General features: G+C 31.6%; 13 protein-coding genes. 7 read left to right on the plus strand and 6 right to left on the minus strand.

The window, feature by feature from the left end; genetic code table 11:
- Genes JM82_RS00205 through JM82_RS00220 form a run of 4 tightly spaced genes read right to left on the minus strand, consistent with a single transcriptional unit; the run spans position 1 to position 5,168 of the window.
- On the minus strand, positions 1–954 hold the full coding sequence (locus tag JM82_RS00205; RefSeq protein ID WP_145000073.1) for an AAA family ATPase: 954 nt from the start codon (positions 952–954) through the stop codon (positions 1–3).
- Positions 955–963: 9 nt separating this feature from the next.
- Positions 964–2,412: a peptidylprolyl isomerase gene (locus JM82_RS00210; RefSeq protein ID WP_145000075.1), complete on the minus strand. Its 1,449-nt coding sequence runs from the start codon at positions 2,410–2,412 to the stop codon at positions 964–966.
- Positions 2,375–3,226 (minus strand): peptidyl-prolyl cis-trans isomerase, encoded by an 852-nt coding sequence (locus JM82_RS00215; RefSeq protein WP_261375206.1) that lies wholly within the window; start codon positions 3,224–3,226, stop codon positions 2,375–2,377. Before JM82_RS00215 ends, JM82_RS00210 begins: the two co-directional genes overlap by 38 nt.
- A 1-nt stretch (position 3,227) precedes the next feature.
- On the minus strand, positions 3,228–5,168 hold the full coding sequence (locus JM82_RS00220) for a peptidylprolyl isomerase (protein WP_261375207.1): 1,941 nt from the start codon (positions 5,166–5,168) through the stop codon (positions 3,228–3,230).
- Positions 5,169–5,432: 264 nt separating this feature from the next.
- Here JM82_RS00220 and JM82_RS00225 point away from each other — a divergent pair, with 264 nt between their 5' ends.
- From JM82_RS00225 to JM82_RS00255, 7 genes are all read left to right on the plus strand, one after another.
- Positions 5,433–5,885, plus strand: coding sequence for an SRPBCC family protein (locus JM82_RS00225; RefSeq protein ID WP_145000077.1), 453 nt, complete (start codon positions 5,433–5,435; stop codon positions 5,883–5,885).
- Positions 5,886–5,887: 2 nt separating this feature from the next.
- A complete protein-coding gene (locus JM82_RS00230; protein WP_145000078.1) occupies positions 5,888–6,124 on the plus strand; it encodes a hypothetical protein in 237 nt (78 codons plus the stop codon).
- A gap of 215 nt (positions 6,125–6,339) precedes the next feature.
- A complete protein-coding gene (locus JM82_RS00235; protein ID WP_145000080.1) occupies positions 6,340–8,184 on the plus strand; it encodes a PLP-dependent transferase in 1,845 nt (614 codons plus the stop codon).
- Positions 8,185–8,213: 29 nt separating this feature from the next.
- On the plus strand, positions 8,214–9,110 hold the full coding sequence (locus JM82_RS00240; protein WP_145000082.1) for a T9SS type A sorting domain-containing protein: 897 nt from the start codon (positions 8,214–8,216) through the stop codon (positions 9,108–9,110).
- Between the two features lie 117 nt (positions 9,111–9,227).
- Positions 9,228–9,548 carry a hypothetical protein gene (locus tag JM82_RS00245; protein ID WP_145000084.1) on the plus strand — a complete coding sequence of 107 codons (321 nt, stop codon included), beginning with the start codon at positions 9,228–9,230 and terminating at the stop codon, positions 9,546–9,548.
- 102 nt (positions 9,549–9,650) lie between these two features.
- Positions 9,651–10,496 (plus strand): aldo/keto reductase, encoded by an 846-nt coding sequence (locus JM82_RS00250; RefSeq protein ID WP_145000086.1) that lies wholly within the window; start codon positions 9,651–9,653, stop codon positions 10,494–10,496.
- Between the two features lie 169 nt (positions 10,497–10,665).
- Complete coding sequence (locus tag JM82_RS00255) at positions 10,666–11,241, plus strand: hypothetical protein (RefSeq protein ID WP_145000088.1); 576 nt, start codon at positions 10,666–10,668, stop codon at positions 11,239–11,241.
- On the opposite strand, the gene JM82_RS00260 is transcribed toward JM82_RS00255, so the two are convergent.
- Both JM82_RS00260 and guaB read right to left on the minus strand, forming a co-directional pair.
- Complete coding sequence (locus JM82_RS00260; protein WP_145000090.1) at positions 11,238–12,761, minus strand: GH3 auxin-responsive promoter family protein; 1,524 nt, start codon at positions 12,759–12,761, stop codon at positions 11,238–11,240. The two genes, JM82_RS00255 and JM82_RS00260, sit on opposite strands and share 4 nt — an antisense overlap.
- 211 nt (positions 12,762–12,972) lie before the next feature.
- Positions 12,973–14,442: an IMP dehydrogenase gene (guaB, locus tag JM82_RS00265; protein WP_145000092.1), complete on the minus strand. Its 1,470-nt coding sequence runs from the start codon at positions 14,440–14,442 to the stop codon at positions 12,973–12,975.

The following is a 14,442-nucleotide window of genomic DNA, read 5'->3' on the forward strand; positions in this document are numbered from 1 at the left end:
TTAAAAAAGGCTTTTAATAATATGTTCGATGGTTACACCTTCGGCTTCAGCCTTATAGTTTTTAATCATTCTGTGACGCAATATACTTGTTGCTACAGCTTGAACATTTTCTATATCTGGAGAAAATTTACCGTTAATAGCAGCATGTGTTTTAGCTGCTAAAATTAAGTTTTGAGAAGCTCTAGGACCTGCTCCCCAATCTACATACTGTTTAACTAGATCTGAAGCAGCTTCACTAAGTGGTCTTGTTTTTCCTACCATAGTTACAGCATACTCTATGACATTATCTGCCACAGGAATACGTCTAATTAGTTGCTGGAAATCTGTGATTTCTTGAGCAGTAAATAACGCATTAACTTTAGGTTTATGATCTGATGTGGTTGCTTTAACTACATCTACTTCTTCTTGAAAAGTAGGATAATCAAGGTTTATAGCAAACATAAAACGGTCTAATTGCGCTTCTGGAAGTGGATAAGTCCCTTCCTGCTCTATTGGGTTTTGTGTTGCTAAAACAAAGTATGGTAAGTCTAATTTATAATGATGCCCAGAAACGGTTACTGCACGCTCTTGCATTGCTTCTAGCAAAGCAGCTTGTGTTTTAGGAGGTGTACGGTTAATCTCATCTGCCAATATAATATTAGAAAATATTGGTCCTTTTATAAACTTAAATTGTCTGCTTTCATCTAGGATTTCGCTTCCTAAAATATCACTAGGCATTAAATCTGGTGTAAACTGTATGCGTTTAAAGTCTAGTCCTAGTGCTTGCGAAATTGTATTAACCATTAACGTTTTAGCTAATCCTGGAACACCTATTAATAAGGCATGACCACCAGAAAAAATAGAAATTAAAATCTGATTAACAACATCATCTTGACCTATAATAACTTTTGCTACTTCTTGTCTTAATGCATTATATTTTGTTACCAGAGATTTTACTGCTGCAACGTCTGACATATGTTTTACTTATTTTTTTAACCAGTTACTACTAAAGTCACAATCTCTGTGAGATTCGCTAATTTTAATGTAAGTATCTAATATTTTTTCGTTTTGCCATTTACCGATAGCATCAAATTGCTTTTCGTTTAAAGCTAATTCTTTAATTTTTAAATAATCACGTGCATAATCAGCATCATGCTCATCAATTCTATCCGTTACTGTTACCAACTTAAACTTGATATTACCTTGTCTGTCAGTATCTGTTAACACCTCACTAATTGTGTTGTTTTCTAGACCTTGTAATTGCCCATATAATTCCGGATCCATTCTAGTTAGTTCAAAATTATAATCCTGAGTTTGTGGATTAATTAATTGACCACCTTGGTATTTAGTTTCTTTTTCGTCACTAAACTCTCTTGCTGCATCAGCAAAAGTATAATCACCTTTAGCTATGTCTGCTTTTATTTTTTCAATTTTTTCTTTGGCTTCTAAAACTTCTTCATCAGATATTTCAGGAACTAATAAAATGTGACTTACATCATATTCTTGACCTCTAATTTTTTCTAAATAGATAATATGGTATCCGTAATCTGTAGCAAAAGGCTCTGATATTTCTCCTTCTTGTAAAGAAAAGGCAACATCTCTAAACTCTTTAACCATTCTTGGTTTAGATCTATTCATTGGAGGTAATTTTCCTCCTGCTTTTTTAGAACCTGGATCTGCAGAATAAAAAGCTGCTCTAGATCTAAAACTTTTACCGTCTTCTTCTATTTCTCTCTTAAATTCTTTTAATCGATCTATAACACGTTGTTTTTCCTCATCGCTTACTTTAGGCTCAACAATAATTTGTGCTACTTTTAATTCTGTTCCAAATCTTGGACGTTCTTCTTTTGGTATTTTATTGAAAAACTGACGCACTTCTTCTGGAGTAACTTCTATATCTGCAATAATTTTCTTTTGCATCTCAGAAGCTAACTTATTGCTTTTGTTAATTTCAAACATTTCTTCTCTAAAACTAACTTCGTCTTCTTTTTTATAAAACTTAAGTAACTCATCCATGTTACCATTAGTTTGTTGTAAAAATTGTTGAACTTGTTGGTCTACGTATGAACGAATTTCGGCATCACTAATAACAATACTATCTTGGATGGCGTGATGTGCATATAATTTATCTTCTAATAATTTACCAAATAATTGACAACGTGATACACCTTGTATAGATGCACCTTGTGCTTTAAGTTGTAAAATCATTTTGTCAATATCACTATCTAAAACAATGTAATCACCCACTACCGCAGCAACACCATCTACTTTAAGTGCTCCACCTGTATTAGTGGTATCTTTAACTTGCTCTTGTGCTGTTTCGTCAATTATTTCTTGAGCCGAAGTAGCAAACGTTGCTAATAATATAAACGCTAAGGCATTTAACGTTTTACTTTTAATTGTAAATTTCAAATTGTTTGTTTTTAATGGCATCTTTAGTAATGTCCTTTTCTAATTGTTTTATTAATTCCAATTTTCGTTTGTTAACAACGATTTGGTTAATGGTTGGTCTAACGTACTCCAATGGAGCAGTATCGTTTCGTAACAACACATTATTTATTTGCATCAAATATAATCCTAATGAGTCTTTGAGTTGTATAAAATTAGATTTTTTTAACAATTCATTTTTGTTATCTAATGTCACGACAGGTATTTTATTAATAACCTGATCAACCCTTATCCATAACGAATCTTTTAATGAATAAGATTTAAATTGTATTGAAATTGAATCTAACTCTTTTTTATCTGACTTATTAAAGCGTTTAAATTTGGTTTTAATTTTTTCTAAATCTAAGCGATTTGCTTCAACATTAATATATCTAAACTGAATTAGATCTTCATTTAACTTAAAGGCGTCTTTATTTAAATCGTAATATGAAGCAGCTTCTGTTACTGATACTGTGGTGTCTAAGTTTTTAGATACTAAGGCTTCCACATAGGCTTTACTGTACAAATCATTTTTGTATTGTTGTATTAACCTATCAAATTTTTCCAATTTTGCATCAGACAAATTAACTTGCGCATTTTGCACAAATAGTTGTTGTGTTGCCCATTTATTAATAAAGTTATTAGCAAAAATAGTACTATCTGATTGGCTTAAATTTTCTGGCAAGGCCTTTTTTAAATCACTTGAATATAAAAAAACTTCTTCTACTCTAGCGATAGCATTTTCTTGTTGTGCAGGTTTAAAATAGTCACAAGACCATAAAACACCTAACATTATTAATATGTAGCTTAGTTTTTTCAATTTATTTTAGTTCTTCTTTTACTTGTTTTAATGCGTCCTTGTTTATTGTAACCTTATACTTTTTAGTTAATTCTAAAAGCCAGTCTTTTTCTTTTTTCTCCTGAAAATCTGATACTACGCTACCTTTAGCTTGCTCAAATGTTTTTTGAGTTTTAGGTAATATACCATTTACTTTAACGACACTGTAAGCATCATTATGTTTAAAGACTTTAGAAACTCCAGTTTTCAGATTCAGCCCTTTTGGTAATGCTTGATGTGTTGTATCTAAAGTATCGATGATAAAACTAACATTTATTTGGTTGTCCGCGTTAATTTGTTTTTTAATATTATCTGTAGCTATATTTTGCTCTAGTAATTTTGACACTTGTTTAATTACACTTTTTTTAGCAGAAGAGGCCACAATTGCATCAACTCTGGTGTCATAATAGTAATTAGCTTTGTGTTGATTGTAATAGTCTAACAATCCTACTGAATCTTGTTTTGCAGCATTCCAAATTTGGTTTTCCATCAAATCAAACAGCAACAATCCATCACGATATTCGCTTAACACTTGTGCATATTCTTGGTTTTCAGACTCTAAGTTTTCTTCTTGATACGCTTTTAAATTACTTTCAACAAAAACTTTAAAATTATCTTCTGCCAATTGTTTTAATGACACTTTAGCTTGTCGTCTACGTTGACTTTTAAATAAAAATTGAGCAAATTCAATTTCTGGTATTTGCTTTGTTCCTATAGTTAATAGTGTTTTTTCACCTATAAATGTTGCAGGAATGGTCCAATTACTTGCAAAATAATCATCCGATAGGATATTAATAATAGGCGTTAAGTCTACTGTTGTCAAATCAACATTATATGTTTGTAACAAATTTTCAATACGCTTATCACTAATAACTTTAGATCTAGAATCACGTTTAATTTTATTTTTTAATTCTAATTCTAAAGCCTCAAAAGGTTGTATTCCATTTTTTTCAATCAGTTTAATAATATGGTAACCAAACTCTGATTTAAAAGGTTTAGACACATCACCAACGTTAGTTAAGCCAAATGCTTGTTCTTCAAATATTTTTGAACTTAATTGACCAGCTGAAAACGCATTTAATTTCCCACCATTACTACTTGAACTTTTATCATCAGAAAACTGTTTAGCTAAAGCACTAAAATCTTCTCCTTGCTTTAGTCTTTTATAGATTTCGTTTATACTATTCTGGGCTGTTTGCTCTGCTTTATCATCTGTTAACATAATGTGTGCAACGGTAACATCACCTCTGTTTTTACGTTTATTATTTACAAAAACTACATGGTAACCAAACTGCGTTCTAAAGGGTTGTGACCATTCTCCAACCGCTGTATTATATGCAGCATTTTCAAATGGATATACCATTTTAAAAGCGGTAAAAAAGCCCAACTCTTCTGCAAATAAAGTTTGACCATTATGGATGTCTTTTTTTACTGGCTCAAAGCCTTCGTTTATAGCTCGATCTCTTAGTTTTTTTATTTCTTGATAGGCTAACAATGTATCTTTTGGGCTTGCGTTTTCATCTATTTTAACCAAAATATGATTGGCATCCACTTCTGTTAAAAGTCTTTGGTAACCTTCTTGAATTAGCTGATCTGTTACCTTACTATCATTTAAATAATTTTTAGCCAATTGGCTTTTATAGCTTGAAAACTCTCTTAAATAAGCTGGTTTTTGATCCATTCCTAAAGCCTTAGCTTCAGCAATTTTAAGTTTATACTTAACAAATAAATCTAAGTAATTATCAATATCCTTTTGAGAGTCGTCTTTGACTAAATCTAAGTTTTTGCTATATACACGCTTAAACTCTGTAGTATAAACTGGCACATCATCTACTGTAAATAAAACAGTATTAGTTTGCCCATTTGCAAATAAACAGGTAAAGAAAAAAGAGAGGAATGTAATACGTAAAATATTCATTTTCATAATTAAGCCACATTTGTTAGCAATGTCTGCAAAAATAGTAATATTACACTATTAAACAATGACTTTTAAAACGATACTTTAAAGTAATTATTATAGTTTTTATACTAGTTATTTTTTAAAAAACTAAGTCCTCAAATTATTTAAAATTTTAGACTTTCTTTAAAAATTAATTTACAACAAAAACTTATATTTACCATCAAACACATATTTATAGATTGTAATTATACAATTACTTTTATTTAAGCTTACGTGTTATTTTTTTATATGAAATATACAATTACAGTATTAATTAGAAAACCTATTGAAGAATGCTTTAGGCTTTTACAAAACCATGAATCCAGAAAACATTGGCATCCTGGTTTAACTAGTTTTGAGCATTTAAGCGGTTTACCTAATGAAGTAGGTGTACAAATGAAACTAAACTACACTTTTGGCAAACGAAAATTGAGTGTTATAGAAACTGTAACTTATATTGAAAACAATAAAACGGTACATTACAACTTTGATTCTGCAGGCATGCATAACATCCAAGAAAACCAATTTAAAGTCGTTGATGATAATAGCACATTATGGACGTGTAACAACGAGTTTTTACCAACTACATTTTCTAAACGTCTAATGTTACTTTTAATGCCAAAAGCAATAAAGTTACAATCGGAAAAATATTTATACGATTTTAAAAATTATATAGAAATAGGAAAGTCTGTTAAAAATTAAACATGAGAAAACTTAAATTAATTTGGGACTTTAGAGGTCCTGATGCTTTAAAAATTGCCCAACACCACGAAATACATCTTAAAGAATATATAACTTTAGAAAAAACTGAATTAAATATTACAGGTTTTGAAACACTTAGCGATATGCATAGTATTGCTTTTATGGTGGTTAATGAAACAGAAATGAAACCCATACGTGATGCATTAAAACCACATCGTGGACAAGTTTACGCAGAATAGTTATAAAACTAATAATAGTACACCATAGTTTTAAGCTATTTAAAACATACTATATTAGTTAAATGTTTATTAATTATAATGTTACCTTTTTGATAGACAAAATACGCTTAAATCTCTTGTCATTACTTATGCACGTTAGGTGATAACACTGGCTATTCTTCTTTTAAAACAAATCTAATTATTGTACCTTGCACTCCTATTTTAAAGGAGAAATTATGAACAATAATAAAATGATAAATTATCTTAAAGATGTACTTCAAAACATGCCAACTGGCTGGTTGAATTTAACAACGCATCGCTTAGATATCTATAACGAAAAATTAGCTAAAACTGAATTTTTAGATCAATTTGAGAATTTATATAATAACAATAATGCTGAAGCTTCCGCTTTAAACCAATTACCAACTGCTTACGATTATATTAGACTTGGTCATCCACTATCTTGTGTATTAGAATGGGTTATTGCTGATTTAAATAATTTAAAACCTGAAGCGGTTATAAGTTTTTCATCTAAAATAACTCCAATTTTATCTGTTTTAAGAAAAAATCTTTTAGCGGATAAAAACACACAAATCAACTACATTGGTCAATTACCAAGTATTTTTGATGCTGAAGTATTACGTAACGTTTATGGTTATAATTTTGAATTAAAGCAAGTAGATTCTGCTCAAGACATAACTGATTTTAATGGTAGTACCATCTTTATCAATCAACAAAACGATATATGTCATGCAAATTTAACCAGTAACATAGACTTTACGGTTAACTTACATAGTGATTTAGGAAGTGTATTATTAGTAAATGGTGCAAAAAACGAAGCTTATATTTCTGACATACAACATGTAAGACGACGAGAAACCATTGCAATGACACCTATTAATTGCTTAGCTGCTTTACAGGATTTAATTAACACAACATCATCAGACTATACAAGTAGCACTTTACAGACAGATAAAGCTAAGGTCCTGGAAACTATTAAAGCCATTACAGAATCACCTTCTAAACCTTTAGTAGGCTCAAGTGGATTATCAATCCAGTATGCTATCATGATGGGACTTATACATGATGCGTTAATTAACCACAAAGGAAAAGACATTAAGTTTATTGTTCCTCCAAACTGTTATGGTGGTACTAACGATCAAGCTAGACGTGTTGCTGCATGTATTGACAATGTAGAAGTAGTAGATTTACCTGTGGATGGAGACAATGACATGGTAACAAGTATTGATACCGTTTTAAACACTATTGCAAGCCAAGATGCAGTACCTTATATTATTGCAGAAATTCCGACAAATCCTAGAGTTGAAGTTCCAGATCTTTTACAATTAAAGGCTGCATTAAGTAAAGTTAGACACACACCAAATGGTGATATAGCAATAGACCCAGTTTTTATTTTAGATCAAACCTTTTGTCCAAATGTTTTATTTTTAGGTGAAAACAAAATACTATCTAGCGTAAGAACAATATCTTATGCAAGCGGATCTAAATTTCCTAGTGGTGGACATTGTACTGCTGGTTATTGTGTAGGTAATACTAAAACGCAAGATTTAATGGCTCACATAGAAAACCATTTAACCCTTTGCGATAATGAAGCGACTAATCTTCAATATGAAATTTTAGCAAAGCAATTACCTTCAATGAATCAAAGAATTAAAGACGCTTACAGCAATACTCGTGAGTTTGTTAATTTTATACACGATACGCTACCAGAAGCTAAAATCAATTTTGTATCAGAAGCACTTGCTGAGCAAGATTTTACACCTTCTGTTTTCTCGTTAGACCTTCCAACAAAAGGAAACACAGCACAAGAAAAAGAAGATTATAAACGCGCTTTAAACTTAAAATTAATTAACCTAATGATTACTCAAATTCCAAATGAGAGTAAATATTGCGTTAGTTATGGTCAATTAAATGGCTGCTACTGGACTATTCCTGCAACCTCAACACAAGGCACAACTAAAGAAGGTGATAAAGATTACATCGTACGTGCCTCCTTATCTCCTAATCTAGATTTAGAACTTCATAAAAAAGTATTTCTAGACTTTGTAAAAAGTATGTAACCCAATATTATCTCCAAATATATTTTAAAATGAAAAAAAACTACAATTTTAAATTAAACAAAATTAGCATCCTACTGTTATTATTATCCTCTTCTCTATTTGCACAAGTTAATGACGAGAATTTTGATGGATTAACTCCCAGCCTTAGAGGATTAGACTACACCACTAATGGTATTAGATTTCAACAGATAGCACCAAATGTAATTAGTCAAATGGCATCCTTATCGGAAGCTTCAACTTTTATCATTACTCCTACAAGTTCTGATTTAGGCTTACTTTTTAACATAGATAATTCTGGGACTATCTCTGGTCCTAATATTGGCGCTTTTGATTACAGAATTGGAAGTGCTGACGGTTCAGAATTTAAAATGGTATCAATGGAAGCTGATATGTCTGCAAATCCTGCAAGTAATGGTTATACTTTTACAGCAACTGCTACAGGTTACAGAGATGGAGTAAGTGTGGTAAGCGATATTATTGACTTCACAATTAGCGATAATAATGGCACCATAACATACGCCAAAGACGCTATACCAGCTGCCAATGGTGGTACACTTACTTTTTCGGAAGCTTGGAGTAATATAGATGACATTAGATTTACTGGTGGTAATTCTAGCTCAATATCCCTTTTGATGATTGACCAATTAAACTTTTCTCCGCCTAATACTCTAAGTATTGTTGATAATACTTTGGCTTCAAATATTACTATTTTTCCAAATCCAACCAAGGACATAGTTACTATTGACTTTGCAGTAACTACTGTTTCTAATATTAAAGTTCATAATATTTTAGGAGAATTAGTTTTCGAAAAGGATAATATTATGGATAATAAATATTCATTTCAATTAAATCAACCTGCTGGTCTGTATATAATAAGTGTAATAACAGAAAATGAGCAGTTACAACTTAAATTGATAAAAGAATAATTTTCTTTTTAGATAATCAAAAAAAAGCGCGACCTTAAGTCGTGCTTTTTTTATACTAATTTTAAACATTACTAAAATAGATTAACTTAGTATTTATCTAATTTAAAATTCCAATGTATGTTTCAAAATAAAAACCACATAATTTTACTTTTAAGTGTAATACTATTAACCTTATCCTGTGCAAATACTAAAAACAATACTTCTAATTGTTTAAACAGTGTCAAAGGTACATTAGTTAATAAGACTGGTTTAGATGGTTGTGGTTGGATGATTGCATTACAAGATGGTAAAACAGTAAATCCAACTAACCTAAATAGCTTTGATATTAAATTAATAGATAATACTAAAATCACTTTTGGTTATAAAGAAAAAAACGATCTTTTTGACACCTGTATGGCTGGTAAAATTGTAGAAATAACTTGCGTCACTTTGGACTAGTTTGTAACGCTAAAACCTTGTTAAAAGAGTACAAATAGTTTTTAAAAAACAACATTAAGCTTACCTTTAAGTAGTAATATTTTAAACACCAAAACTACTGTTATGAAACAAATACTCCTAAACGATGGTAATAAAATTCCTCTAGTTGGATTTGGAACCTATAAATGTACAGAACAAGAAGGGATAGATTCCGTATCTACTGCTTTATCTAAAGGCTATCGGTTATTAGACACAGCTGCTATTTATGGAAATGAAGAAGCTGTTGGCAAAGGTATTAAAGCTAGTGGTATTGATAGAAAAGATATATATATCACCACAAAACTTTGGCGAGAAAATTTAGGCTATCAATCTGCTAAGGACCAATTTAATAAATCCTTGCAACGATTAAATGTAGACTATATTGATTTATACTTAATACATTGGCCTGCTAACGCTAAAAACTACGATAATTGGCAACACGCTAATGCAGAAAGTTGGCGCGCAATGGAAGAATTACAAGCTGAAGGTAAAATTAAATCCATAGGAGTTAGTAATTTTTTTCAAGAACATTTAGAAGCGTTATTTAAAACTGCAAAGATTATTCCTGCTGTTAATCAAATTGAGTTTCATCCAGGTTATTGGCAAAAAGAATTAACTGAATATTGTCAATCAAAAAATATAACTGTTGAGTCTTGGTCTCCTTTAGCACGAGGAAAAGTATTTGATAATCAAATTTTAAAGGACATTGCCAAAGCACATCAAAAATCGGTTTCACAAATATGTCTTCGTTGGATTACACAGCATAATGTTATTATTATTCCTAAATCTAATTCGCCAGAAAGAATTGAAGAGAATATTAATATTTTTGACTTTGAACTGTCTGAGGACGAAATGAAACAAATAAACAACCTACCAAAAATGGGGTTTAGTGGAGAGCATCCTAATTTTTGGCCTGATCGTATTAGTTAATTAAAATATACTTTAGTTTCACAGTAATTTAAAGCACAACCTAAGCTTTGTGCTTTTTTTCATCTAAATGTGTTAAAAAACATTAGTTAAAAGTTAAATGGTTTTGTCTTCAGTTATTATAACTTATATTATTTTAATGATGTTAATTAAACTAATTATATTAATGCTAATGACAAACCAATTATACCCTAAAACCGTAATACCTGAATCTATAAAAAATGAAATCGAAACTGCATTGTCTTTTTATCCAGATTTAAAAGACACTGCAATTAATTTTGAATTCAAAAAAAACATTAAAAAATCGACTATGCAAGCACAACCAACTGCTAGTAGTTTTTTAAAAAGAAAAGGACAACGATCTTATAATATTTTTATAAGTGAAACTGTAAAAATTTCTGGTGAAGTTTTATACACAGTAGATATGCCACAAGAGGTATTAATAGGGTGGATTGGTCATGAGTTAGGTCATGTTATGGATTACAAAAACCGAAGCAACCTCAACCTGATGTGGTTTGGCGTAAAGTATCTATTATCCGACAATCATATTGCAACTGCAGAGCGTGCTGCAGATACTTATGCTGTACAATCAGGAATGGAACAATACATTTTAAAAACAAAGGACTTTATATTAAGTCAAGCAAATTTAGAGCAATCTTATATTGCACGAATTAAAAAATATTATTTGTCTCCGGAAGAAATCATGGACATTATTAATCAAAGAGATGCCAATCTTTCTGAGTATTAATTTTTAGCAACAAAGGCTTCCCAATCTTTAAACTTATCCTCTCCCATAACACGTTCCATTTTAACCTGACCTCCTTTTTTCTTATTAGCACCACTCCATTCTGCAAAAATCTCTGGACTAATTACTTCTACTTTTACGCCTTCTAAAGCTTTACCTCTTGCAACCTTATAGTTTTTATTAGCATTTTTTAAAAACTCATCTAATACGTTTACAATACTATTATTTGCTTCCTTTAAACTCTCAGATCCTAAATACCAACTATGGTAAAAACCATCTTCAAAACGTTTAGCACATAAAGTATATTCTGGGATTGTTGTATTAAACTTTTCTTCAAGATGCCTAATAGCATCATCCAATTTATTTACTGATAATTGCGATCCTACAGTGTTTAAAAAGAATTTAGTACGACCAGTAATTTTGATTTCAGCACGCTCAACATCAGTAAACTCAATAGTATCTCCAATCAAATAACGCCATGCACCACTTACTGTACTAATAATGACGACGTAATCTTGATCTAGTTGCACGTCTTTTAAAGTCACACTTGGCGCTTCGTTTTTTAACGATCCATCTGGATTAATATATTCTGGTTTAAAGGGTACAAACTCAAAATAAATTCCGCCATCTGTAACCAATTGCATGGCATCAGTCTCTGGTCTAGCTTGAAAAGCTAAAAAACCTTCTGAGGCTAAATAGGTATCAATCACAGTTACTGGTTTTCCTAATAATGCATTAAAACTTTTTTGGTAAGGCCCAAAAGCAACACCACCTGAGGTATACACTTGAAGGTTTGGCCAAACATCGTGAATATTGTCTACTTTATGATAGTCGATAACCGTTTTTAACATCAGTTCCATCCAAGACGGAATTCCGCTTAAAGCGCCAATATCCCATTGTTTAGCTCGTTTTGCTATGGTCTCAACACGCTTATCCCAATCTTCAATTTTAGCTATATCTTCACCTGGTTTATAAAACCCTTTAAACCAAGATGGAATATTACTAGCTGTAATACCACTTATTTCTCCTTCTAAATGATCATCTTTTTCTTTTAAATCTGTAGAGCTTCCCAACATCATCGCTTCTTTACTAAAAAACTCGGCAGGCAAATCAAAATTACTTAATGCTGTGACTTGGTCTATTCCTGCTTGCTTAATTGCAGATAACATATCATCAGTCACAGGAATACGCTTACTAGTTTTTCCTGTGGTACCAGAACTTAATGCAAAATAAGACGGTTTTCCAGGCCAAGTTACATCCTCTAAACCTTCATGTAGTTTAGACCACCATTTGTCATTGATTTGGTTGTAATCAAAATAAGGTACACTATTAGCAAAAGCTACTTCTGGATTATCTGCTTTGCTTATTGCTTCAAAGTCATACGCCTTACCAAACATGGTGTCTTTAGCAGTACTCAATAAGTTTTGTAATACTTTTTGTTGTGCTTCTACAGGGTTAACTTCCGGAGTTAATGCCTCTTTTATGTTTATGGCACCTTTAATAATGTTTCCTATAATTTCCATGCTAAATATTGTTGGTTACGATGGTATATTTTAAAGCAAATACCTTTACTAATTTTATAGTTTGAAAATAGAACTATTTAAGCACTTCTTTAGTGTTGTTATAGTAAAATTAACACTTAGTTATAATTGGCTACAACAACTTAAAAATTTTGAAACAATAAAAAAGCACAACCAATGGTTGTGCTTTTTTTATATAATTTAATCCTAAAACTTATCTAGAATAATTAGGAGACTCTTTAGTAATGGTAACATCATGCGGATGACTTTCGTTGATACCTGAAGCGGTAATTTTAACAAAGCGTCCTGTGTCTTGTAAAGTGGCAACATCTTTTGCTCCACAATAGCCCATTCCTGCTCTTAAACCACCTATAAATTGGTGTAAGCTTTCATATAATTCTCCCTTATAAGGTACACGTCCAACGATACCTTCTGGTACTAATTTTTTAATATCATCCTCTACATCTTGGAAGTAACGGTCTTTACTACCTTGCTTCATAGCTTCAACAGATCCCATACCTCTATACGATTTAAACTTACGTCCTTCATATATAATAGTTTCTCCTGGACTTTCTTTTGTTCCTGCTAGTAACGATCCTAACATAACTGTATCTGCTCCTGCAGCTAATGCTTTAGGAATATCTCCTGTATATCTAATTCCTCCATCTGCTATTACAGGTACTCCACTTCCTTTTATTGCTGCTGCTACTTCTAGCACTGCACTAAATTGAGGGAAACCAACACCTGCCACAACACGAGTCGTACAAATAGAACCTGGTCCAATACCAACTTTTACTGCATCTGCTCCTGCTTCAACTAAATATTTAGCTGCTGCTCCTGTTGCTATATTACCAACTATAACGTCTAATTTTGGGAATTTTTTCTTAATTTCTTTTAACACATTTACTACACCTTTAGTGTGACCATGTGCAGTATCAATTACAATAGCATCAACACCTGCGTTTACTAAAGCTTCGGCACGATCTACAGCATCTCCTGTTACACCTATAGCTGCTGCTACTCGTAAACGACCAAAAGTATCTTTATTTGCTATTGGCTTTTGTGTTAACTTAGTAATATCTCTAAAAGTAATTAAGCCTTCTAACTTATCACCTTCAACAATTAAAAGCTTTTCAATTTTATGTTGTTGTAATATTTTTTCGGCATCTTTTAAGGACGTTCCAACAGGAGCAGTAACTAGATTTTCGCTAGTCATAACCTCAACAATTGGTCTGTTTTTTTCATGCTCAAAACGTAAATCACGATTAGTTACAATTCCTTTTAATAATCCATTATCGTCTACTATAGGGATACCACCAATACCATGCTCTCGCATTGCATTATTAGCGTCTGCAACTACTGCAGTCATTGGTAACGTTACAGGATCTATAATCATACCACTTTCGGCACGTTTTACTTTACGTACTTTAGTCGCTTGTTGCTCTATAGTCATGTTTTTATGTAACACACCAATACCACCTTCTCTAGCCATAGCTATAGCCATTTGACTTTCTGTAACGGTATCCATAGCTGCAGAAACTATTGGTACGTTAATGGTAATGTTACGTGTAAATTTTGATTGAATGTTGACTTCGCGAGGAAGAACATCAGAAAAAGCAGGTACTAAAAGGACGTCGTCGTAAGTTAATCCTTCTCCTACTATTTTATTTTCGTGTGCTGTCAT

Origin of the sequence: Olleya sp. Hel_I_94 (genome assembly GCF_007827365.1) — a bacterium.
GTDB lineage: Bacteria > Bacteroidota > Bacteroidia > Flavobacteriales > Flavobacteriaceae > Olleya.